Annotated in this window: 16 protein-coding genes; 11 read left to right on the top strand and 5 right to left on the bottom strand. The window is 58.4% G+C overall.

The genetic code is table 11. The features are described 5' to 3' along the window. Window positions 1-10: 10 nt before the first annotated feature. Window positions 11-1,003 (bottom strand): NAD-dependent epimerase/dehydratase family protein, encoded by a 993-nt coding sequence (locus tag JTJ32_RS13800; RefSeq protein WP_184321120.1) that lies wholly within the window; start codon window positions 1,001-1,003, stop codon window positions 11-13. Between the two features lie 76 nt (window positions 1,004-1,079). Further along, window positions 1,080-1,979: a LysR family transcriptional regulator ArgP gene (locus JTJ32_RS13795; RefSeq protein ID WP_099226258.1), complete on the bottom strand. Its 900-nt coding sequence runs from the start codon at window positions 1,977-1,979 to the stop codon at window positions 1,080-1,082. A 94-nt stretch (window positions 1,980-2,073) separates the two neighbouring features. Here JTJ32_RS13795 and JTJ32_RS13790 point away from each other — a divergent pair, with 94 nt between their 5' ends. The 11 genes from JTJ32_RS13790 (at window position 2,074) to JTJ32_RS13740 (ending at window position 16,806) form a co-directional block, all read left to right on the top strand. Beyond that, window positions 2,074-2,676, top strand: coding sequence for a LysE/ArgO family amino acid transporter (locus tag JTJ32_RS13790; protein ID WP_099226259.1), 603 nt, complete (start codon window positions 2,074-2,076; stop codon window positions 2,674-2,676). A gap of 192 nt (window positions 2,677-2,868) precedes the next feature. Continuing rightward, a complete protein-coding gene (locus tag JTJ32_RS13785; RefSeq protein WP_099226260.1) occupies window positions 2,869-3,450 on the top strand; it encodes a superoxide dismutase in 582 nt (193 codons plus the stop codon). A gap of 386 nt (window positions 3,451-3,836) precedes the next feature. Beyond that, window positions 3,837-5,888 carry a putative bifunctional diguanylate cyclase/phosphodiesterase gene (locus JTJ32_RS13780; protein ID WP_184321123.1) on the top strand — a complete coding sequence of 684 codons (2,052 nt, stop codon included), beginning with the start codon at window positions 3,837-3,839 and terminating at the stop codon, window positions 5,886-5,888. Window positions 5,889-6,082: 194 nt separating this feature from the next. Next, window positions 6,083-7,441 (top strand): imelysin family protein, encoded by a 1,359-nt coding sequence (locus JTJ32_RS13775; protein WP_099226262.1) that lies wholly within the window; start codon window positions 6,083-6,085, stop codon window positions 7,439-7,441. 198 nt (window positions 7,442-7,639) lie between these two features. Beyond that, a complete protein-coding gene (locus JTJ32_RS13770; RefSeq protein WP_210042367.1) occupies window positions 7,640-8,524 on the top strand; it encodes a DUF4123 domain-containing protein in 885 nt (294 codons plus the stop codon). Then, entirely contained in the window at window positions 8,521-10,764 is a 2,244-nt protein-coding gene (locus tag JTJ32_RS26605; RefSeq protein WP_328823968.1) for a toxin VasX, read from the top strand. Before JTJ32_RS13770 ends, JTJ32_RS26605 begins: the two co-directional genes overlap by 4 nt. Window positions 10,765-10,820: 56 nt before the next feature. Further along, window positions 10,821-11,999 carry a hypothetical protein gene (locus JTJ32_RS26600; protein ID WP_328823967.1) on the top strand — a complete coding sequence of 393 codons (1,179 nt, stop codon included), beginning with the start codon at window positions 10,821-10,823 and terminating at the stop codon, window positions 11,997-11,999. Then, window positions 11,989-13,065, top strand: a complete 1,077-nt coding sequence (locus JTJ32_RS26430; protein ID WP_236059294.1) for a hypothetical protein — start codon at window positions 11,989-11,991, stop codon at window positions 13,063-13,065. Before JTJ32_RS26600 ends, JTJ32_RS26430 begins: the two co-directional genes overlap by 11 nt. A gap of 103 nt (window positions 13,066-13,168) precedes the next feature. Next, a complete protein-coding gene (locus tag JTJ32_RS13750; protein WP_210042366.1) occupies window positions 13,169-14,596 on the top strand; it encodes a di-heme oxidoreductase family protein in 1,428 nt (475 codons plus the stop codon). 31 nt (window positions 14,597-14,627) lie between these two features. Then, window positions 14,628-15,692 carry an imelysin family protein gene (locus JTJ32_RS13745; protein ID WP_099226266.1) on the top strand — a complete coding sequence of 355 codons (1,065 nt, stop codon included), beginning with the start codon at window positions 14,628-14,630 and terminating at the stop codon, window positions 15,690-15,692. A 16-nt stretch (window positions 15,693-15,708) separates the two neighbouring features. Beyond that, window positions 15,709-16,806 (top strand): DUF1513 domain-containing protein, encoded by a 1,098-nt coding sequence (locus JTJ32_RS13740; protein ID WP_210042365.1) that lies wholly within the window; start codon window positions 15,709-15,711, stop codon window positions 16,804-16,806. On the opposite strand, the gene JTJ32_RS13735 is transcribed toward JTJ32_RS13740, so the two are convergent. The 3 genes from JTJ32_RS13735 to JTJ32_RS13725 all read right to left on the bottom strand — a co-directional run bounded on the left by JTJ32_RS13735 (window position 16,803) and on the right by JTJ32_RS13725 (window position 24,519). Further along, on the bottom strand, window positions 16,803-21,740 hold the full coding sequence (locus JTJ32_RS13735; RefSeq protein ID WP_210042364.1) for a DNA repair ATPase: 4,938 nt from the start codon (window positions 21,738-21,740) through the stop codon (window positions 16,803-16,805). The two genes, JTJ32_RS13740 and JTJ32_RS13735, sit on opposite strands and share 4 nt — an antisense overlap. A gap of 66 nt (window positions 21,741-21,806) precedes the next feature. Next, window positions 21,807-23,855 carry a flotillin family protein gene (locus JTJ32_RS13730; protein ID WP_210042362.1) on the bottom strand — a complete coding sequence of 683 codons (2,049 nt, stop codon included), beginning with the start codon at window positions 23,853-23,855 and terminating at the stop codon, window positions 21,807-21,809. 22 nt (window positions 23,856-23,877) lie between these two features. After that, the gene (locus JTJ32_RS13725; protein ID WP_210042360.1) at window positions 23,878-24,519 is read right to left on the bottom strand and encodes a hypothetical protein; all 642 of its coding nucleotides are present in this window, start codon (window positions 24,517-24,519) and stop codon (window positions 23,878-23,880) included. Window positions 24,520-24,535: the final 16 nt, after the last annotated feature.

Here is a 24,535-nt window from a genome sequence, read left to right as displayed (position 1 = left end):
CACTACTGACTCAGCTCGATTGTTGGGCTTTCCACCAGCCGCAGAACTCGTCCAGCGCAGCCCAGAGGCTGACACGCGGCTGATAGTCCAGATAATGCATGGCACGGCTGATATCAAGCGTGAAGTCCTTGTTCATGACCTGCATTCCAAGACGCGACAGCGTGGGTTCAGGTCGACCCGGCCACAGCATGCAGGCTCCTTCATTGATCGCGGCAGCGGTATAAGCCAGCCCGTATGAACGATAACGGGTGACCTGAGGCAACTGCATCTGCCGCATCACGTAATTGATGGCATCCCACAACGGCACCGGCGAACCATTGCTGATGTTGTAGGCCTTGCCCAGCGCAGAACCGGTCGCCAACAGACTGCTTAACATGGCCTCGTTAAGGTTCTGCATGCTGGTGAAGTCCACCTTGTTCAAACCGTTGCCGACGATGGACAGGCGCTTCTTCTGTTGCATGTGCAGCAGGCGAGGAAAAATACTGTTGTCGCCCGCCCCTGTGACAAAGCGAGGACGCAGGGCGATCACTTCCAGCCCGAACTCCTGCGCGCCGAATACTTTCTGCTCGGCCAGATACTTGCTCGCGGCGTAATGGTTGTGGAAACGCTTGGGGACCTGCTCTTCCTTGATGCCCTGGCGCGAATGGCCGTCGAAATAGATCGACGGCGACGAAAGATGGACCAGTCTTCTCACCCTTTGTTTCAGGCAGCCTTCGACAATGTTTTCGGTGACTTGCACATTGCCCAGCATGAACTCCTGACGCCGCCCCCACACACCGACGGAACCTGCGCAATGCACCACAGCGTCCATGTCATCGCACAACGCCCTGACCAGTTGCGGGTCGGTCAGGTCGCCCTGCACGAATTCGGCGCCCCGTCTGACCAGATGTTCGACGCCTTCGGCTCGGCGACCATTGATCCGCACGCTCATACCCTGCTCCAGGGCGAAGCGCGCGAAGCGTCCACCGATGAAGCCGCTTGCGCCGGTAACCAGAATATTCATTTACCGCTCCATTGACGCGTCTGCGGGACAGGACAAACCCTACCCGCATTGTTTTCATATATGAACGTGTTGACGCTCACTTGCCGCCAGGCGGCACCAGCCAGCGCCCCGACTTTTGTGCCAGATGCTCCGTCAGCCGGTTCAGCAACTGGCCACCGTTGCGCCAGTGATGCCAGTAAAGCGGTACATCGATGTAGCGGGCGGGCAGCAGTTCGCGCAATGCACCGCTGCGTAACTGCTCGCTGACCTGCAGCTCAGGCACCAGCCCCCAGCCCAGCCCGGCCTCGATCATGCGCATGAAGCCTTCGGATGAAGGACACAGATGATGCTTGAAACTGTCCTCGACCCCAAGCAACGCCAGATAACGGTGCTGCAGAAAATCATCGGGGCCGAAGACCAGCGCCGCTGAGCGCGCGAGTTTCTCAGGGCTTACGCCATCGGCAAAATGCCGGTCGATGAAAGAAGGAGACGCCAGGGCACGGTAGCGCATGGCGCCCAGTAACTGACTGCGTGCACCCGCCACCGGCCGTTCGCTGCCACAAAGGCACGCAGCCACCTCGCCTGCACGCATGCGCTTGAGGCCCACATCCTGGTCCTCCACCACCATATCCAGCAGCAGATGATGTTCGGCGCAGAAATCCCCGATCGCCTGCGCCCACCACGTGGCCAGGCTGTCGGCATTCAGGGCAATGCGCAAACGCTCAGGCATGCCCTCTGCGTCCAGCGCAGGCACCTGGCTTTGCAGGTCACGCTCCAGCAATCGAACCTGTTGCACGTGATTGAGCAAACGCCGCCCGACATCTGTGGGGCTCGGCGGCGTGGCCCGGACCAGCACCGGCTGACCGATGCGGGCCTCCAGCAATTTGATGCGTTGCGACACTGCCGACTGAGACAGACCCAGCACTTGGGCAGCGCGTTCAAATCCGGCCTGTTCGATGACGGCGGCGAGCGCCGACAGCAGCTTGTAGTCAAACATCATTTTTCCTAATGAGCGATCAGGATTATTGGTTTTCCTTATACCGCTTCTGACGCCAGAATCGCCACCTGAACTGACTGCCGGAGCGCGTCTGATGTGGCAAAGCTATTTAAACGGTCTGCTGGTGGCTGCGGGCCTGATCATGGCCATCGGTACACAGAACGCCTTCGTTCTGGCCCAGGGGCTGCGTCGTGAGCACCATGTTCCGGTGGCATTGCTGTGCATTGTCTGCGACGCGCTGCTGATTGCTGCCGGCGTGTTCGGCCTGGCCAATGTGCTGGCGCAGAACCCGACCTTGCTGGCTGTCGCGCGTTGGGGCGGCGTGGCATTCCTGAGCTGGTATGGCCTGCAGGCCCTGCGGCGTGCCTGCTCGTCACAAGGACTGGAAAACGGCGCAGCTACCGGAATCCGGTCGCGGCGCGCGGTGCTGCTCAGCGCATTGGCGGTAACCCTGCTCAATCCGCATGTCTATCTGGACACGGTGCTGCTGATCGGATCGCTCGGCGCACAGCAGGCCGTGCCCGAAGCCTACGTGGTGGGCGCCGCCAGCGCCTCGCTGCTGTGGTTCTCGAGCCTTGCCATCGGAGCGGCATGGCTCGCGCCCTGGCTGGCCCGGCCCGCAACCTGGCGGCTGCTGGACGTGCTGGTTGCGGTGATGATGTTCACTGTCGCTGCGCAATTGATCCGCAGCGCCTGATGATTTTCATGGCCATTGGGTCGACAGCGCTGGAACCTCTTTCCCACACAGTTGTTGCGTGGTTATGCCGCAGGGCCGGTGCTATAGTCCGGGGTCTGCGCCGCAAAAGAGTAAAACTCCCGGTGCATGCTGTATCCGGCCGCCCGTGATCGGCCGTGCGATAACCGCAAATGACCTGAAAGGAGATAAACCATGGCTTTTGAATTGCCGCCACTGCCTTATGCCCACGATGCTCTGCAGCCGCACATTTCCAGGGAAACGCTGGAATATCACCACGACAAGCACCACAACACCTACGTCGTGAACCTGAACAACCTGGTGCCAGGCACCGAGTTCGAAGGCAAGACTCTGGAAGAAATCGTCAAGACCTCCTCGGGTGGCATCTTCAACAACGCCGCTCAGGTCTGGAACCACACCTTCTACTGGGAATGCCTCTCGCCTAACGGCGGTGGTGAACCTACCGGCGCACTGGCTGACGCAATCAACACGGCGTTCGGCTCGTTCGACAAGTTCAAGGAAGAGTTCAGCAAGACGTCCATCGGCACCTTCGGCTCCGGCTGGGGCTGGCTGGTGAAGAAAGCTGACGGCTCCCTGGCGCTGGCCAGCACCATTGGCGCGGGCAACCCGATGACCAGCGGTGACAAGCCGTTGCTGACCTGCGACGTCTGGGAACACGCCTACTACATCGACTACCGCAATGTGCGTCCGAAGTACGTAGAAGCGTTCTGGAACCTGGTGAACTGGGACTTCGTGGCCAAGCAATACGCTGCCTGATTTCCAGTGTCATCAAGAACCCGGCCTTGTGCCGGGTTTTTTATTGCCTGCATTTCTCATGTGTGTGACAGGAAGCACAGCCCTTCGATATCGTGAATACGTCGCAGATGCGTCACTCAAATGCGTGAATATGGCGGTTTTTGATGTACAACTGTAACGTGATGTATTGCCAGAAAACGCTAGCTGACTAATATCACCGAACAGTTCTTTTACAGCGTACGCTCAAGTTACAAGCGCAGCCGCCCGACACATTGGGATGCACGAGTCCGTGGGCCCCGGGCAGCGGCGCAGAAAAAAGAGGGATCAACCGGGCGCGACCATCTCGATCACCCGTTTTTCGAGGGTGACAGGGCGATACGCCTGCGACTTGAATTAAGGAACGGCCATTGAAGCTGGAACTCAAGAACAGCTTGTCGGTGAAGTTGCTGCGCGTGGTGCTGCTGTCGGCGTTTTTCGTCGGCGTGGTGTTGAGCTGCGCGCAGATCGTCTACGACGCCTACAAGACGCGACAGGCAGTGGTGAGCGACGCCGAACGCATTCTGGACATGTTCAGGGATCCCTCCACTCAGGCGGTTTACAGCCTGGACCGTGAGATGGGTATGCAGGTTATCGAAGGCCTGTTTCAGGACAATGCCGTGCGCATGGCCTCCATCGGGCATCCGAACGAAACCCTGCTGGCCGAAAAAGACCGACCATTGAAAACCTCGTCGACCCGCTGGCTCACGGATCTCATTCTGGGTCAGGAGCGTAGCTTTACCACGCAACTGGTCGGACGCAGCCCGTACAGCGAATACTACGGCGATCTGCGCATCACACTGGACACGGCCAACTACGGCGAAGGCTTCATCATCAATGCCGTGATCATCTTTATTTCAGGCGTGCTGCGTGCGCTGGCGATGGGTCTAGTGCTGTATCTGGTCTATCACTGGCTGCTGACCAAGCCGCTTTCCAGAATCATCGAGCACCTGACCGCTATCAATCCCGACCGACCCAGCGAGCATCAGCTCCCCCTGCTCAAGGGTCATGAAAAAAACGAGCTGGGTATCTGGGTCAACACTGCCAACCAACTGCTCGCCTCGATCGAACGCAATACGTACCTGCGTCACGAAGCCGAAAACAACCTGCAACGCATGGCCCAGTACGACTTTCTGACCGGCCTTCCCAACCGGGTGCAGTTGCAGGTGAGTCTGGACAACATTCTGGAGAACGCCGGACGGCAACAGCATCGGGTCGCGGTGCTGTGTGTCGGACTGGATGATTTCAAAGGCATCAATGAGCAGTTCAGTTATCAGGCAGGCGATCAGCTGCTGGTGGCTCTCGCAGACCGGCTGCGGGCCCATAGCGGGCGACTGGGTGCGCTGGCACGTCTGGGCGGTGACCAGTTTGCGCTGGTCCAGGCGGATATCGAGGAGCCTTACGAGGCTGCCGAGCTGGCGCAGAACGTACTGGATGAACTTGAAGCGCCCTTCATGGTAGACGGCCACTCCATTCGCCTGCGCGCCACCATCGGTATCACGCTGTTCCCGGAGGACGGCGACAGCCCCGAGAAGCTGCTGCAAAAGGCCGAACAGACCATGACCCTGGCCAAGGCCAGATCGCGCAATCGCTATCAGTTCTACATCGCCAGCGTCGACACCGAGATGCGTCGACGCCGCGAACTGGAAAAGGACCTGCGCGAAGCCCTGCCACGCAATCAGCTGTACATGGTCTACCAGCCACAGATCAGCTATCGCGACAACCAGATCGTCGGTGTGGAAGCGCTGATCCGCTGGCAGCATCCCGAGCACGGCCTGGTACCGCCAGACGTGTTCATCCCGCTGGCCGAGCAGAACGGCACCATCATTGCCCTGGGTGAATGGGTGCTGGACCAGGCCTGCCGGCAGTTGCGCGAATGGCACGACCAGGGCTTCACGGACCTGCGCATGGCCGTCAACCTGTCCACCGTACAGTTGCACCACGCCGAGTTGCCACGCGTGGTGAACAACCTGTTGCAGATCTACCGCCTGCCACCCCGCAGCCTTGAGCTGGAAGTGACCGAAACCGGGCTGATGGAGGACATCACCACCGCTGCCCAGCATCTGCTCAGCCTGCGTCGTTCCGGGGCATTGATTGCCATTGATGACTTCGGTACGGGCTACTCCTCCCTGAGCTACCTGAAAAGCCTGCCGCTGGACAAGATCAAGATCGACAAGAGTTTCGTCCAGGATCTGATCGATGATGATGACGACGCGACCATCGTGCGTGCAATTATCCAACTGGGTAAAAGTCTGGGGATGCAGGTCATTGCCGAAGGCGTCGAAACGGTCGAACAGGAAGCGTATGTGATCTCTGAGGGCTGCCATGAAGGCCAGGGCTATTTCTACAGCAAGCCGCTGCCCGCTCGGGAGTTGCTTGCGTTCCTGAAGCTGGACCAGCGCAATAACGCAGCCATTCTCTGAGCCGGTTACACGCGGTCGCACGGCCCCGTCATGCAGACTCCGGAACATCTCGAAACCGACTGTTACAAGCTCTCGGATAGCTGATCACGACTCGACAGGCGTTTTGCCTTTACATCGAATGCAAATCTTTCGCATTATGTCGCAGATTTTCTGGGCGCTCTGCGCCTTCACCCCTATGAACGCAGGATTCCGTCATGATTCGTATGCCTTTGGCAACCGCCAGTCTCTTGGCCATCGCTATCTCTCTCGCCGGTTGTGGCGAAGGCAAGGACAAGGCTGCAACTCCACCGTCCGCCGCAGCACCTGCCGCTCCGGCCGCCGCGCCAGCGCCGACTGCACCTGCCACGCCAGCCGCCGCCCAGACCGATGACGCCGCCGCCAAGGCTGTAGTCGCCAACTACGCCAACATGGTTTCCGCTGTTTTCAGCGATGCCGAAGCCGGTGCCAAAAAACTGAGCACTGCGGTTGATGCGTTCCTGGCCAAGCCGAACGATGAAACCCTCAAGGCCGCTCGCCAAGCCTGGATTGACGCACGTGTTCCTTACATGCAGAGCGAAGTGTTCCGCTTCGGCAACACCATTATCGACGACTGGGAAGGACAGGTTAACGCATGGCCGCTGGACGAAGGCCTGATCGACTACGTTGCCAAGGACTACCAGCACGCACTGGGCAACCCTGGCGCAACCGCCAATATCATCGCCAACACTGAAATCCAGGTGGGCGAAGACAAGGTCGACGTCAAGCAGATCACCTCCGAGAAGCTCGCCAGCCTGAACGAACTGGGCGGCTCCGAAGCCAACGTTGCCACTGGCTACCATGCCATCGAATTCCTGCTGTGGGGCCAGGACCTGAACGGCACCGGCCCTGGCGCCGGCAACCGTCCGGCCAGCGATTACCTGGAAGGCGCTGGCGCAACCGGCGGCCACAATGACCGTCGTCGTGCTTACCTGAAAGCCGTCACTGACCTGCTGGTCAGCGACCTCGAAGAAATGTCCGGCAACTGGAAAGCCGGCGTCGCCGACAACTACCGCGCCACGCTGGAAGCCGAACCCGGCGTAGACGGTCTGCGCAAGATGCTGTTCGGCATGGGCAGTCTGTCCTTGGGTGAACTGGCGGGCGAGCGCATGAAAGTAGCGCTGGAAGCCAACTCCAGCGAAGACGAACACGACTGCTTCAGCGACAACACGCACAACTCGCACTTCTACAACGGCAAGGGCATTCGCAACGTTTACCTGGGCGAATACACCCGCACCGACGGCACCAAGGTCAGCGGCCCGAGCCTGTCGTCGCTGGTGGCCAAAGTAGACCCTGCGACCGACGCCACCCTGCGCGCCGACCTGGACGACACCCAAGCCAAGCTGCAGGTCATCGTCGATCACGCCAACAAGGGCGAGCACTTCGATCAACTGATCGCCGCAGGCAACACGGCTGGCAATCAGGTTGTTCGTGACGCTATCGCTGCACTGGTCAAGCAGACCGGCGCCATCGAGCAGGCCGCAGGCAAACTGGGCATCACCGACCTGAATCCGGACAACGCCGACCACGAATTCTGATCCACGTCGCGGTCTTGATGTCCCCAAATGCCGGTCTTGCTGACCGGCATTTTTTTGTCTGGATGACGCTGTTTGCGTGACCTGCCAGTGACTTTTCAGCGCTGCCTGTAGGGCCTTTCCCAAACGCCCTTCTGCGTATTGATTGCACCTCTTGCACCACCGACTATCCGCGCCTCATGCCCTCTTCAAGGCGCGCTTATGCCCGAGTTTGAAACCGGTCCCCACGATCTGCCGTGGTCGAAAAATGCCTATCTGCTGCTCAATCCCATCAACGTCCCCGACCTGACCAGAAGGATGGCCGAGTGGGAGCTGAGCGGGGTTCGCACGATGCTGTTTTTGCAGACCCGGCTCCGTGAGCGCCTGGACGCCTCACCTGCGCTGATTCAACTGGAGGGCCCGGATGATCCAATGTTCGTGCGCTTTCTCGCCCATGCTCATGAAGAATGGGGGCTATTGCTGTTCAGCCCGGCAGACCGCAAAACCCTCATCGACCATTTACGCTGGCTGATGTTTGTCGAGATGCCGACAGGCCAGACCTGTTACATGAATCTCTCGGACACGTCACTGGCCAACGCCCTGTTCGGCATGCATCCGGCACACTTCGACAATCGCCTGTTCGGCCCCATCGATCATGTCTATGCACCCGACAGAATGACCGAGCAGTGGGGCTGTCACCCACGCATCGGCGAATCGGCGCCTCATGATCCCGGTGTGCCTTATCGCTTGAGCGCCGAGCAGATCGAAACACTGGGCGACGTCATGTTTCGCCTGACCGTCGTCAACCTCGATCAGCATCTGCGCCTCTTCTTTCCGGATTACCTGCCCGACGTGTCGTTGAAGACGCGTTACGAACAGGTGCACAGGCTGGCCAGCACCGCTTACGAGCAAGGTTTCAAGAGTGAAGCCGACATCTTCCATTACGCCAATGTTGTCCTCTTTCTCGCCGATCAGCCTGAGGATTCTCACCCCCCGATCAGAGCACTGCTGCGCGACACCTCTGAGTTGACCCCCTCACAGCGCATCGAGCAGGCCCACTGGCTCGTGGTGCTGCACGCCCGGCAACAGGAAGGAGCCTCGCAATGAACCCGCAGGACAATCCAAGAACGCTGCCTGCCAAGGACAAGGCCTACTGGGAATCCAGGGCCAGAGAACATGTCGATTCGCGCAGCAGACCGAACACCTGCCCTGCCCCCGGCAACAACATCCAGTTGCTTCCACTGCGCTACGGCCGGGTGGAACGGCTTGGCAGCAAACCGGATTCAAACATTTACGCTCGCCTCAAACGCCCTCTGGGTCTGCGTCTGCTTCGGGATGGCTATCTGTATGTGATCGAAGAAAGCAGCGGCTACCTGCATGAATACCGAGTCGAAAACGGCGTCCCGACCAAGCTGGTGTGGAAAGGCTCAGAGGTTGTTCAGGACGTTCGGCAGACCAGCACGGGTGAACACGCGTTGGTCTTCGCAAAGGACAGCATCCTGCATGTTGCCTACTCGGAACTGCAATGGACCGCAGCCAAATGTGCCCAGGCGCTGGGCAGCGCAGCGGATCGTTTCTACTTCATGCAAAAAGTGGATCTGGCCGAGGCTGACTGCCTGAAAGGCGGAATCCATCTGCGGGTCCAGAAGCAGGTCAGCGAACAGCTCGCCGAACTGGCCGAGCAGCCTGCACAACAATGCGCCACACCCGACATCCCCGAGGCAGAACAGCAGGACTACGTCTGGGAGCATCAGCCTCTGTTTCGCGAAGCCCACATTGGCGAGTTCAGGCATTTGCTCAAGCCGCTGCATGAGAAAAGCCATCTGTACCTGGTGCTCGAAGACAGCATCGGCATTCTGCGCGATCTGGCCGAAGAGCAGGACACCGTAGTCGGCTGGATAGAAGAATGGCGTGAGCGAAACAACAACGAAACCCGCTTTCTCACTGCCACCTACATTGACACGCTCATGACCGTGGGCGACAGCCATGCCCGTCAGGTAAACCCGGAATCAAATCTGCTGAAAAAGACCACGCCGCAGCAGCGCTCGCGCATCTACGACTTTATCAATGCCCGTAACCAATGGCGCCGTGAAAAACGTTTGGGGCCAGAGCCCTCCAGGACACCCGACGGTCAGTATGCCTACAAGAGAGGTGCCGATTACAACGAGCGCCCTCAGCAGCGATTTGCCAGGCTGGACATGGAAAATAAACAGGCGCTGATGAAGTCGGCGCTTGGCGAAAAACTCTACGGGGAACTCGAAGAGGATATCGAAGCGCTGGATGAAAAAAGTCAGGGCACGCTGAACGGTGTGGGGCTGGGTTCACGAGGCATCAACGACCTGATTCGTCATGACGAGATGCAAAGCTACCTGAATCAGGAGCGTTCGCACCTCAGGCGCTGGACCCAGCGACTGGATGACATCACTCATGACCGGATCAGTCTGTTCACCCAGAGCGAACTCTACCGAAGCGCCTGGTATTTCGACCCGGACCATCCTGACCAGCTGAAAAGCGCACTGGCCATGGAGCTCAACTGCACCCGCGACCTGTGCCGCACGGAAGAAAGTCTGCAAAGGGTCAGCGACTACTTTCACGACAACCCGCATTACATCCTGCCAGTGTTTTATGGGCGCCTGAATCTGGAGTTTCTGCGCTCCAAATCAAGCGACCTGATCAAATGGCTGGATGACATCCGCACCTTCAGCGGAGGGCTTGTCGATGCTCAGAACCGTATCACCACGGTCAGCCACGTCATAGGCCACCACTGGACCCTGAGCCTGCATTTGCCTGAAGCCGCACGGCCACTGCATCAGGCAGTTGTCGCCAGCTACATACCGTCCATCGCCCTGCGTATGGAGCAGTGGCTGCGGGATATGAACAGCAAACTGAACGACACGGAAGTGCGTCAGCACTTGAACAACTTTCCGAAGCAGAACAATCGGGCGCAACGCCTGGGCGCACTGGTCGCTATGCAGCAGGAAGCCGTCACGCTGAGCATTGCCAACGAAACCGATGTGCAGAAGTACCGTGACGCGTTCGTGCGCCTGAACCATCTGATCAAGGCCGAGGACGATCTCATCCGGGAGCGAACCCGTCTGAGCAAACTGAGCAGCAAACACTGGCTGACGCCGACCCAACGCAATGAGCTGATGTACGACAAACAGTACATCCAGCAGCAGTTGCTGCAAACGCGCAACCAGTTGGCCGCCATACGCCGCGAACTGGAGCACGCCATCACCCCCACTGGCAGACCCATCAATGGGGCTATCGGGGTGAAGCTGAACATCAACGATGCGCAGTTGCGGTTCTGGAAGACGAGATCGCGCGTTTGCGGGCTGGCCCGATAAGGGGGTATGGAACTCCAGGAGCAGTCGGGAGCGCATTCAAAGGCAGCTTGTTTCCGATGCTGGCGATGACGTTGCAGATTGGGAATTTGGGGGAGGCTTTGGATGTTTGGAGGACGTCGGAGGGGGTGAAGTCTATCAGAGAGCTGACGATAGTATTGGGAGCTTTACTAGCCCCCATAGCAGCAGCGATTTCAGTTTACCAATCAGTTCAAATCGCTTTGGTCGACAACGTATTACAGGGTCTGGCACGCAACCCTGCAGGAACGTCGGGGGGATTATTTGCGGTCCGGCTGGGGAAACTAAGCTTGGGCTTGGGTGCTTTCATTGCGCCACTCAGCCTCTTGAGTGCCGTAGGCACAACATTGAACAACTGGGAAAAATGGACCACTGCGCTGGACCTTGGCACAACGGGTGAAAAGTTCGGTGCCGGTATGGCACTGGCGGGCGATCTCGGATCTACCGCGGTTAACTCGATATTAACTGGCCACGCCATGATTGAACTATATGGCCTTCTTCGAGAAGTCAGAGCAGCACCTTTGGCCGAGCGAAAGTTGGTCGCCAGCCTAGCCTGGGCAACACGAGGCGCACGTTTCCTGCGGTGTTGGATTCGCATGACACCTTGGGGGCTTATCTCCACCGCACTGCAATTGGGCGGGGAATCGCTTTACAACTACTTCAATCTGGATGACCAACAGCGCTGGTTACTCGGTTGTCTTTGGGGCAATGAACCGGAGGGCTGGGATTGGCCTAGTCACGCGCAAAAGCTCGCTGAAACCAACTTGCGTCCCACCGTGCTCGACAAGGGCATGATCCATCGCGAGATCGATGGCGAACCTGTGCGCAGCCTGCACTTGGTAATGCCCGGCCTGACCCGCACCAGCTTCGACGACACGTCCTTACGCTGGTCGGCGCAGTTGCGGAAAGCATCCGATCAACAGGATGTCAGCGAGGCCCTATGCCAAGGACTCTCGGTAGTCGCCGCATCTCCCTTAACCCTAGCACTTGAGATTCCCAATAGTTGGCAAGGGCATCACGCCCTGCTGCTCCTAAGCGTGGCAGTCAAGCCAGCGTTGGTGACGACTTATCTAAAAGCCGATCAGGGGTACCTCATTTACCGCATTCCCCTTGGCATGGACACCGTGAACAAACCTGTCGGCGCATCGGTCGAGAAACCTGCGGAAAATATACAACTCCCGGCCACACAGATCACAAGAGAACATTTGGATGACTTCTGACAAATACGAACGTTCACCAAGAGCCGGGGATACGGAAACCGGATCTGGCACTGAGGTTTTCTACCTTGCACCACGACCAGTACCAACTGGGGTTGCAGCCTTTAGCTCACGCAGTCTTCATCAGTATGCCAATGAAGTTTATATGGACTTTGGACTGAGCTGCGCAACAGTAGAGTTTGCAGTACGCGTTAGCATTGGCTCCGTCATGTTTATTGTTATTTTTTTTATACTTGCCTCCATAGGGTTGGGGATTGATGATCATTTCAGATATGGAGCTCCTGTTTTTGAAGTCTTTGTGACTTTGCTTCTGCCAAATTATTATCTCTGGGGGTTCGCGGGTGGTTTGGCACTCATGTATTTCTGCTGCTTCGTCCACGCTGTCTACCCCCACTCCAGAGTCCCACCCACCCGCTTCAACCGCCAGCGCCGCGAAGTCGCCTACGTCGCCAAACGTGGCGAACCGCCGCGCTTCGTCCCATGGGAAAACGTCATTGCCTGCGTCAGCAGCAGCGTAGTCCCCACCCAATACGGCACTCAACAGAAGTTTGCCCTGATGATCGGTTTGCGGGATGCGTCAGACGGGCAGGTCGTCTGGCTGACCGTGCCCAGCTATACACTGGGTATGGCGGTTGGTGAGTGGGAGGCGATTCGCGCCTACATGGAAGAAGGCCCCACTGCACTGCCGCAGCCGATGATGGGCGAGAACATGGAGGAAGGCACGGTGGAGTTCTTCCACATGTGCCGCAAGGGCTACCGCTACGATCACTGGTACATCCGTTACCTGTTCGGCTTTCTGCTCATCCAGTTCTGCAGCGGCTGGACCCTGCCCTGCCGCATCGCCGCCTGGGTCGAACGCCTGCCGAAGAAAGCCTTTCCCAAAGCCGTGCTCGACTGGTCAAAGCCCTTACCGCCCGAGCAATGGCAACACCCCAGCACTGAACTGATTGAACAGAGCGAGGCCGTGCGCAAGACACTGCGCAGAGGGCTGACGGTGTTCGATCATTTCAGTGCGCAACCGAGAACTGAAGAACAATCACGCTCAATCACTGAATCCGAGAATTCGTAACAACACGTTGCCCCAGCAACAGCAAACGATAATCCCTCTTATTCAAACTGCACGAGGCTGATAAGCTTGCACGCCCTGATTTTCACCTCTTTTCGGGATGTGTATGACTACGCGGCTTCATCTGTCTCTTGCGCTGCTCACGACTCTGGTCGTGAGCGCGTGCGATGACGCCCCGCGTTTCACGCACGCCGAACCGGGCGAGGCGTTGTCGGGCGGCAGTGCTACCGTCAAAAAGAGTGACCAGAATGCGTTTTCACTACCGTCGGCCAATCTGTCGCCGGTACGTCGTCTGGATTTCAGCGTGGGCAACAGTTTCTTTCGCAGCCCTTGGGTCATTGCGCCTTCGACCACCACGGCCCGTGACGGACTGGGGCCGTTGTTCAATACCAATGCGTGTCAGAACTGCCACATCAAGGATGGTCGAGGCCACCCGCCTGAAGCAGGAGACAACAATGCCGTGTCGATGCTGGTCAGGCTGTCGATTCCTGACGATCCTGCCTTTGCCGACCTGATACAGCGCAATGGCGTGCTGCCCGAACCGAACTACGGCGGGCAACTGCAAGACATGGCAAACCCGGGCGTCATGCCGGAAGGCAAGGTTCGCGTGGAATACGATGCGCTCACGGTCAAGTTTCGGGACGGCACCGCGGTCGAGTTGCGCCAGCCAACCTTGCGTATCACCCAATTGGGCTACGGCCCCATGCACCCCGACACCCATGTTTCGGCAAGAATTGCGCCGCCCATGATCGGCCTAGGTTTGCTGGAGGCGATTCCTGATGAGGCCGTTCTCGCCAACGCCGACCCTGACGACAAGAATGGCGACGGCATTTCGGGGCGGGCCAACTGGGTCTGGGACGACGCGCAGCAAACAGTCGTCATGGGGCGTTTTGGCTGGAAAGCCGGACAACCCAACCTCAATCAGCAGAATGTGCACGCGTTCTCTGGTGACATGGGGCTGACCACCAGTCTGCGCCGTTTCGACGATTGCACGCCTGCCCAGACCGATTGTCTGGCGGCACCGAACGGTAATGGTCCGGACGGCGAGCCAGAAGTCAGCGATAACATTTTGCGTCTGGTCGAGTTCTACACGCGTAATCTTGGTGTTCCGGCGCGGCGTAACGTGGACGACCCGCAAGCCCTGGCGGGCAAGAGTCTGTTTTTCCAGGCAGGCTGCCAACAGTGCCATGTTCCGTCTTTCAAGACTCGGGCAGACGCCGCCGAGCCTGAACTCGCCAACCAGGAGATTCGGCCCTATACCGACCTGCTGCTGCATGACATGGGCGACGGACTTGCCGATAATCGCACCGAGTTTCAGGCGACTGGCCGCGAGTGGCGCACCCCGCCACTCTGGGGGCTCGGCCTGACCGCTGCGGTCAACGGCCATACGCAAATGCTGCACGACGGTCGCGCCCGCAACGCCATGGAGGCGATACTCTGGCACGGCGGCGAAGCCCAGGCGGCACAGCGACAGGTATTGGCGTTCAACGCCGAACAGCGCAAAGCGTTGTTGGCCTTTCTGAATTCATTGTGACTTTTCTCTTTTCACGCATAAGGAGCCGGACATGTTCCGACCCAAGTTGTTGCTGACCAGCCTTGCGGCGCTCGCCTTGGGTGCCTGTTCGCCATCCGACCCTCAGGCCGTCACGTCTGCCGCCATTGCCAAACAGGTGATTCTGCCGACCTACAGCCGCTGGGTGGATGCCGACCGTCAATTGGCAAGCAGTGCACTGGCGTTCTGTCAGGGCAAGACTGATCTGGCAACGGCACGTGCCGATTTCCTTAAGGCGCAGAAAACCTGGGCTGAATTGCAACCGTTGCTGATTGGCCCGCTGGCCGAGGGCAATCGCGCATGGCAGGTGCAGTTCTGGCCGGACAAGAAGAATCTGGTCGGACGTCAGGTCGAGCAACTGGTCACCGCCCAGCCGCAGATCAATGCCGAAGAGCTGTCCAAGGCCAGTGTTGTGGTCCAGGGCTTGTCCGCTTACGAATACATTCTGTTCGACGCTGAAATCGACATGGCCAACGCCGAACAGAAGGCCCGTTACTGCCCACTGCTGATGGCCATTGGTGATCGTCAGAAAACCCTGGCTGAAGAAATTCTCAGCCGCTGGAACAGCAACGACGGCATGCTTGCGCAGCTCAGCAAGTTCCCGAATCAGCGTTACGCCGACTCTCATGAAGCCATTGCCGAACTGCTGCGGGTCCAGGTGACGGCGCTGGACAGCCTGAAGAAAAAGCTCGGTACGCCACTGGGTCGTCAAAGCAAGGGCCAGCCGCAGCCATTCCAGGCCGATGCATGGCGCAGTAAAGCGTCGCTCAGCAGCCTTGAAGCCAGTCTGGCGAGCGCCGAAGCCGTGTGGGCTGGGGTCGACAATAAAGGCCTGCGCAGCCTGTTGCCCGCCGAGCAGAAACCGCTGGCTGACAAAATCGATGCGGCTTACGCTGCCAGCCGCAAATTGCTGACAGAACTCAAGCCGCCACTGGCTGACTTGCTGGCGACCGAAGCCGGACGCCAGCAACTCAATGCGTTCTACGACAGCCTGAACGTGGTCCATCGTCTGCACGAAGGCGAACTGGCCAAGGCGTTGGGCATTCAGTTGGGTTTCAACGCCAACGACGGCGATTGATTGAGAGGATAAAGTGATGTTCCGACGTCAGGTCCTGGCCGTTGGCAGTCTGTTGCTCAGCGCTTTTACGCTTGGTGGTTGGACCCTGTTCAAGCAGAAGGATCAGGGGCCGCTGCTGTTGTCTGCCCGTGACGATGCAGAAGGCCGGCATTTCGCCGTCGGTTATCGACTGGACGGTACGCAGGTGTTCGCCACTCAGGTCGGCCAGCGCTGCCACGACATCATCAATCACCCTTCCCTGCCGTTGGCGGTGTTCATTGCCCGTCGACCGGGTACCGAAAGCTACCTGCTCGACCTGCGCGACGGGAGCCTGCTGCAGACCATCACCTCTCGACCTGATCGGCATTTCTATGGACATGCTGTCATCCACCGCGACGGTGAATGGTTATACGCCACCGAAAACGATACCCGCGATCCGGGTCGCGGGCTGTTGGGGGTGTATCGATTCGTCGATGAACGACTGGTGCATTCGGCAGAGATCCCCACTCACGGGATCGGTCCGCATCAGGTGTCATGGATGCCGGACGGCGAAACCCTCGTGGTCGCCAATGGTGGCATTCGTACCGAAGCGGAAAGCCGCGTCGAGATGAACCTCAATGCAATGCAACCCAGTCTTGTGATCATGCAGCGCGACGGCACACTGCTGAGCAAGGAAACCCTCGCTCAGCAGATGAACAGCGTGCGACACATGGGTATCGCCAGCGACGGCACCATTGTTTCCGGACAGCAATTCATGGGGGACTCACACGAGTTGTCCGAACTGCTGGCTATCAAGCGCCCAGGACAGCCGTTCCAGCCATTTCCGGTCGCAGAAGAGCAACTGCGCGCCATGAATCACTACACCGCCAGCGTCGCGTTACACAGCGACCTGCGTCTGGTCGCACTCACCGCGCCTAGAGGCAATCGGTTCTTTATCTGGGACCTGGACAGCGGCGCCGTGAAGCTCGACGCGCCGTTGCCCGACTGTGCCGGCGTCGGTGCTGTGGCTGACGGCTTTGTCGTGACCTCAGGCCAGGGCCGCTGCCGCTTCTACGATTGCCGCACAGCGGAACTGCTGGCCAAGCCACTGGACCTGCCAACCGGTTTCTGGGACAACCATTTGCACCTGGTCTAAGCGCAGCGCCCCTGATCGGCAATGGCCCGGATGCCTTCAACGGCATCGCTGAGCTGGGCGACGATTCGGTTGCCGACATCCTTGTCATCACCTCCCATGCGCTGCTTGCGAACGAACGCCTGCTTGATCGCTTCCCAGCGAGTGAATTGCTCTTCGGTCAGCCGTCCGCACAGCTCGTTCAGCTTGAGAAGGTTTTCCTCGGCACCCTGGGTGAGCAGTTGTGACTCGCCACGGTAATGATCTGAAACCAACTGGTTGATCTCGGCATCGTTCATGACCGCCGATACTTTCTCCGCCAGCCTGTTCATGTTGCGATAACTGCCCTGAAGACGAAACGGTGGTTCTGTTCGGTACTCATCCGCTTGAGAGGCACTGTCGATGTAAGCCGCGTTGACGCGCAACAACACCTCCCGGATCGTCATCAGGCGGCGGATTGTTTCAGTCAGTTCGGTGATTTCTGCACCACTGTACTCATGGCTCAGATCGCCGGTGCTGAATGCCTTTCCCTGGGCATTCCCGGCCAACAGGTAAAAGTCCTGCATATCTCGATTGGCCAGAGGGGCCAGGACCGGATTGGAAGTCATACAGTTTTCGAGATAACTCAAGGCAAAAGTGTTTTCGTTGCCGCCCGATACCTCACCGAGGTTGTAGACATCGGCGCGGTTGACCAGCATATCGGGGATCCTGAACAGCTCGCCCGATTCCGTGTAAGGGTTACCCGCCATTACGATGCAAAACTTCTTGCCACGCAGGTCACAGGTTCGGGTCTGACCTTTCCAGACGCTTTCGATGCGCCGGGAACCATCACACAACGAAATGAATTTCTGAAGAAACTCGGGTGAAAGGTGCTGGATATCATCGATCAGCAGGCAGACGTTGTTGGCCATTTCAAGCGCCAGATTGAGTTTTTCAAGCTCCATGCGCGCAGGCCCGTCCACCGCCTGCGCAGGATCCAGAGACCTCGTGCGATGGCCCAACGCAGGCCCGTTGATCTTGACCAGCGCCATGCCCAATTGAAATGCAACGTATTCGATCAATGAGGTCTTGCCGTAACCGGGCGGAGAAATGAGCATCAGCAGCCCCATCAAATCACTGCGCTTGCCCTCTCCGGAGGTCCCTATCTGCTTGGCCAGATTGTCGGCGATCAGCGGCAGGTAAACATCGTTGATCAGCTGATTGCGAACGAAGGAGGTCAGCGGGCGCGCCTGCAGGTCGTTGATGCGCAATACCTCGCGCTCATGATGCAGGACCGATTGGCGCCATGACTGATAACGGTGCATCCGAGGTATGAACACCTCACGGTGCGTGCGCAGGCGCGTGAAGAAATCATCCAGCGAGAATGCAAGGGAACCCGCGTCGAGTGTCGGATGCTCTCCCAGAAGACCGTCAACCTGTACGTTCAAACCAAACGTGTTGACCCGTAGCGTCGGTTTGCCAGCGAAGCGCAGTAACAGCAAGGCTGTCGCTTCCGGCGCAAAGTGGGCAAGCGCTTCCTGTCTGGAGCCGTGACAGACGCCCATCACCCAGTGCCCGATGAGCGACCATTGCGCTCGAAGGTCGTTTGCCATTGCCTGCACCGTATCGGCCAGTTCCGCTCCACACTCGCCGGCCTCCAGACGCTGTTCCAGAGAACCGAGAATGTCCCAGCCATGCCCGCTGATTTCAAAAACAGGGCGGTCCTGGGTCAGAACCTGCGCAAGGTACTCGGCGCTTTCCGACACGACCTGGGGCGAAACCGTCAGGCCTGTGGCCATCGCGAACGACTCGAGCGTCAGCGCCATCTCCCTGCGAACTTCGATCATGCCATCCGGGTGATTGAACAACCTGAGAACCGTTGAACAGGACCGGGCACGGCGCTGCAAGTCCATCATTCTGGCTTCGAATGTTCCCGGCAGGTGCCAGGCAATCAACGCGAACGCTCTTGCCGATGGGCTGAAATGCAACAGACCGGCCGCAGCCATGCACGGCATCACCTGCTGGAGTATCAATGCTGCGTCGTGATCATGAACGCCTTTCACATAGCCTTGTTTGTAGAGCGGTGTGCAGAATTGACGGACGTGATGCTGCAGTTGCTCAAACGTCATCTGCGACAGGTCGATACCCGACTGCGCCGCAGCCTCAAGCACCTCTCCGGCGAGGTATTCGCTTCGATAGACGCTGTCGGACTCGGACTCCAGGCTGGCTTGAAAGCAGGAGCGAAACGACTCAATGACCTCGTCTTCGAGCCGCTCATAAAAATCAGTGCCGGTGATATGCAACCAGAGATGCCCGTCTCGGGGCAAAAGGGTCAAATCCAGTGCCTGGGTGTTGATACTGAACAGATGTCTGGCTCCCAACTTCAAGAGCTTACCGCTGGCATCGAACAGATCGGCCTTGTCCCGCTGCCCCCTTACGGCCTGATCGCGCGCAGCCTTGAGGCGTGCTTCGATGTCGTCAGACTTGACACTGTCCTCAAGGGTTCGCAGACGATCGGAAAGCTCGCGCAGCTTGAGCACCTGCGGGTCAGTGCTGAAAAAACTGTTCAGTCTGTCGATGTCCAGACACCCCGAAAGACGGCGCGGCAGGCTGTCCAGAATACGACTGGCCGCCTCATACAGCCCTTGCGCCTGACGCTGCCGGGCATTGATCAGCGTCTGTCGGTGCTGTTCGAACGCCTCCAGTACCTCATCACGCTTGCCCATGACATCGTTCAGAAAAGACTCATGCTCACCAAAGCGGCTTTCCAGTTCGTCCAGTTGAATCAGCAATTTCGCCAGTTGCTCATCACATGCCTGGGGACTGTCAGCCAGCGACAGGGCGTGGGTGAGGCTTTGGCCAATCAGCTGAAACTGCGCAGCGAATTGCGCAGTGGACTCGAACGAGACCAGCGCCCTGCGACGGGCCCCCGCATGTGCCATGGACTGATTCATGCGCGCATACACGTTCGAGATGGACTCGATAATGCCGGTACGCTGCGTTGCATCCTCAATGCCCAGCGAGCTCGCAAGCCCTGACAACAGGTCCAGCGCGGTCGCCATTCTTGCAAGGCTTTCCAGTGGCGGCTCCAGTTCGAATACCGATGACGCAGCCTGAACCTGACGATCAAGTTCGTCCAGTTGCAGGCTATAGGGCAAGAGAGCTTCGGCCTGACACATGAAATCGGCAGCATCGCCAGCGGTCCGTCCAAACTCGGCCAGCAGACTCTGCTCCATCTCTTCGATGGCGGGCAGATCGATGTAGCGTTGTTCCTTGAGGGTCACGAGATGGCCGCGCAAGCCGGTGATCGAATCCAGTCGGTCGACAAAACCCTGGATATCCTCGCAACGACTCAGGCGCAATTGGCTGGCGAGCGAAACGTGACGCTGTCGCGCCTCCTGCATCAAGCGGGTGGAGTGAGCCCGCAGGTGCTCGACTTTCTCGAACTCATCAGCAATCGAGCTGCCGGTATCCGCAATACTGCGCAGTGTCGCTGCCAGCGAAGCCGTGCTTTCGTGGATCAACCAGTGATACTTGTCGAACATAAGCGCGACCTGCCGTGCCAGTGCGCTGAAACGGGTGGCAGTGGCGCTGGCAGCAAGAGATTCTCTGGCAAGGTCATACAGATCGGAAATGCCGCGGACCAGTTCGGCATTGCCGATCCGACCGAGAAACGAATGGCTCGACGGCTGACCGGTTGCATGATCCTCGGTGAAGAAAGGGGTCTGCCATACCTGCACAGGATGGTTGCGGGCAGGTTCGACCTCAGCCGAAAAAATCACCATGCGCCCATCTTCGAGGTGCGCGTGACCATGACCGAATACGGGCGTCAGCAACTGACGTCGGATGGTGTTGTAAGTGAACAGGGCCGAACGCCCCTCAACCGCATCATGAAAGATGTACAGAAAATCCTCACCGTTGGGCGAGCGCAGCAGACGCTTGAAAAGCATGCCCTGCATCGCAGATTCGAACAGCCTGTGCTCACCACTCTGAAGATAGAGCCCTCCGGGAAATACAATGCCGTGATCGTCGGGAAGCCGCTGACACGCCAGACCAATCGCATCGATCCGGGTCAGCGCAAGCGTCTTCAGATTACAGACCAGATAGCGGCACTGCTCTTCCTTGTAAGGCCGGACACTCAAAAGGATCAGGTTGCCCAGTCTGGCGAAGGCTACCTGTAAATCAGGCAGCGACTGGTTTTTTTCCGCCAGCCCCTCACGGTACAGCTCAAGCCCTGCTTCTGACGGGCTTGCGCCCCTGACAATCAGTTCGCCGTTGTCCAGATGGATATGGATGCTGTCCAGGATAACAATTCGGGGCATCTGATCATTGACGATCATTTCACGCCCTGCCTGAGTCCATTCAAAATCGTAAGGTGGCACGTTGACGATATCGCGCTCCCCACGATTATCGAGGTAGCGTACCTCGTTGCCCGACGCGCTCATCGCCCAGCGGAAAACCCGGATATCCGTGAGACGTTCGCCGAATTGAAAAATGGCCAGCAACCGGTTTTCAGAGACTGAGAGTTCCAACAGCCGGGCATCTCGGTAATAGGTATAAAGCTCTTCGAAATCCTTGCGAAACACCGGGTCGGCCAACCAGGTGCCGTCCGGATCGACAGAGTGGGTCTCATAACCCTGCTCGCCCTCGCTCAGACGGAACAGCGCAAACACATCCTCGGTTCGGGCTGCCACATTGAGCCCGAGCGACACGTTGTAGCCGAACAAGAGGTCGGGACCGACACGCACGATGCCCCTTGGAATGCAGTTGTTTTCCGTGCGCAACCGAGCTCGTCCCAATACTTCCATCGAGCTGCACCCGAACTCTTCAAGCCTTTGGGCGTTGAGCGTGTCTACCTGTCGAGACAGGCTGTTACCCTGCTCTTGCAAGCGTTTGAGCAATACCTCATAGGCCCCGCTTTCAGTGACCGCCGTGTTCGACGCTTCCTGAGTCGGGTTTTCAAGCTGATCTTGGGACATGGGTCAATCCGGATGGGCAGGTCATGAAGACGCGCCCGGCAATTGAACCGGGCGGTGGGATGGGCATTACTGAGCGTCGGGGCGGCGGTCGGAAGATCTTTCAGCGGCCACTCTGGAAAGCATCCCGAGCCCGGTCTGAATAACCTGAGCGGCAAGCGGACTGCTCTGATTCAAACCTTCGATGGCTTTGCCAACCGAGAGGGATTTCACGAAGGCATCGAATACGCCGTTATCTCCTCCGCCCACGAACTGGATGCTGGCCTTGCTCATGGCAGCGGACAGCACCTCGGCCTGTTGCTCGGCAATCTTCTCGTTGGCCGCGATGCCTGCCATGGTGATGTCGAGCTGGTTCTGCAGAGCCAGACGGAACTCTTCGTGCTCGCGGGCACCGCCCGTCAATTTCTGCATTGCTTCGAACTTCTCGGTCAGACCCGCCGCTTCGGCCTCGAAACGCTTCTGAAGAACCTCGGCTTCGGCAGCCCCGACGTCCTGTATGGTCGCTGCCCTGGACTCGCCGATGGCCTTGTCGCCCTCGGCCTGGGACAACAGACGCTGCTTCAATACGGCTGCTTCCGCCAAGCCCTCACGCTCGATGGCTTCAGCGATCTGTATCCGGACCTCGGCATCGGACTCACCAACGGCACGATCACCTTCTGCCTGAGACAACAGACGCTGCTTCAGCACCAGCGCTTCGGCCTGCCCTTCGCGCTCGGCGGCTTCTGCGATCTGCATGCGGACCTCGGCCTCTGCCAGTCCGGACGCAGCCTTCTCGGCACGTACACCTTCGGCGCGCTTGATCGCAGCCTGCGATTCGCGTTCGGCCTTGCGCAAATCGGCATCGGCCAGTGTCACCAGTTCCTTGGCGCGGTATTCCGACACTACCGTATCCGCTTCGGCCTGTTTGACCAGACACACCAGATCGCGCTCGGCCTGCGCCTGGGCTTCAGTGACGACCACGGTTTTCTTGCGGTCCGCATCGGCGACCATACGTAACGTTGTGATGGCCTCTTCTTCCTGGGCGACGGTCTTCTCGACGATGACGCGTTCGCGAGTGACGCTGGCGATCTCCCCCCGCTTTTCTTCAAGCTGACGATCCCGCTCGATTCGGCTCAGCGACACTTCGCGCTCGCGATCGACCTGCGCCAGAGCCTGGGCGCGAATGACGGTTTCCTTCTCGAGCATGACGACGCGCTCGCTGTTCTGGTTCGCGACATCCACTTCACGCTGATGATTGACCGCAGCGACATCAATCCGCTGCGCGGCGGCGATGCGTGCTTCCTCGGCACGCAAATGCTCTTCGGACTGGATCTTGAGCGTCTCGGCTTCCTCACGGGCGATCACCGATGCGATTTCGCGTTTCTGCCGCGCCTGGGCATCGGCTTCCTGACGCTCCAGCGCCAGACTTGCTTCGATGGTTTCGACGTTCTTCTTCTGAATCTTCAGCGCCTGATCACGTTCCAGCTCGTTGGTGATAACGTTGTGGACGGAAGTCAGTTCGGTAATCTTCCGAATGCCCTCGGCATCGAGAATGTTGTCACGGTCGAGGTCCACCTTGGGCGTTTGCTCAAGGAAGTCGATGGCCACGTCCTCGAGCACGTATCCGGACAGATCCTGACCTATCACATTGACGATCTCATCGCGAAAACGGACGCGATCCTCGAACAGTTCAACAAAATCGAATTGTTTGCCGACGGTCTTCAGTGCTTCGGAAAACTTGGCGTTGAACAGCTCATTGACGGCCGACTTGTCCGAGGCGCGCTGAACGCCGATGGCCTTGGCCACCTTGAGCACATCTTCACGGGTTTCGTTGACCCGCAGGAAAAAAGCGACGGTGATATCGGCGCGCATGTTGTCCCGGCAGATAAGCCCGCCCTTGCCCTTTCGATCGATCTCCAGCGTGATGACACTGATCTGCATTTTCTCCATGAAATAGAGATAGGGCAGCACCATGGCGCCGGTGAAATAGACCTTGGGGCGACTCGACAGGTCATTGACAATCAACGCCGTGCCTTGGGGAACCTTGACGTAAAAGGTCTTGATCAATAGTGCCAAAGCGACCAAAGCAAGAATTGCGACGCAGAGGATGACGAGAAATGGCATGGCCATGTCCAGCATGCTGTATTACTCCATAACGGGCTCAGCCCTTGAATTCCGACTCGCTGACGACGAGATAGGCATGCTCGTCTGCGAGGTATTGAAGAAGCACCACCCGGTCATTGCGTTTGATTTCGGGGGTGCCGAAGGTACGAACCTGAAGCAGCAGTCCTGCACCGCCATCGCTCATCAGCGCGCGTCCACTTTTGCCGGTCACGGTCTGGCTGGTAACGACCGCCACCTGTCCACAAATCGGCGTCGGCTCCGGCCCTCTGATCTTTCTGACGAGAGGCTTGAAAAGGCGAAGGGTGACCAACGTAAAGATCGAAGCGGCCACGAGGGCCAACAGCCCACTGACAAATCCGAGGGGGTAGTAGAAAAAGCCCAGTGACAACTGGTCGATCAAAAGCAGGTGGCCGAGGTAGCTGATCAGCCAGCCGGAAAGACTGATCAGTGTCAGGATGATGGAAGCAGGCACCCCGGAGAGCCCGAGGCGGGCAACCAGACCTTTACCCGACTCCGCACTGGCGCTGTCGAGGGCCGATACAGCCTGCATGTCGATATCGGCCGAACCGCCATCAAGAACGCCCAGGCATACCATCAGCCAATAGAACACGGTTATTGCCAGCAACAGGCTGAATATCACCACAGGGAACGACAACGCTGTTTCGATGAAATGGTACATCTCGACATCCTTTCGA

This window comes from Pseudomonas alliivorans, assembly GCF_017826695.1.
Taxonomy (GTDB): domain Bacteria; phylum Pseudomonadota; class Gammaproteobacteria; order Pseudomonadales; family Pseudomonadaceae; genus Aquipseudomonas; species Aquipseudomonas alliivorans.
This window is presented reverse-complemented; position numbering and strand designations above follow the sequence as displayed.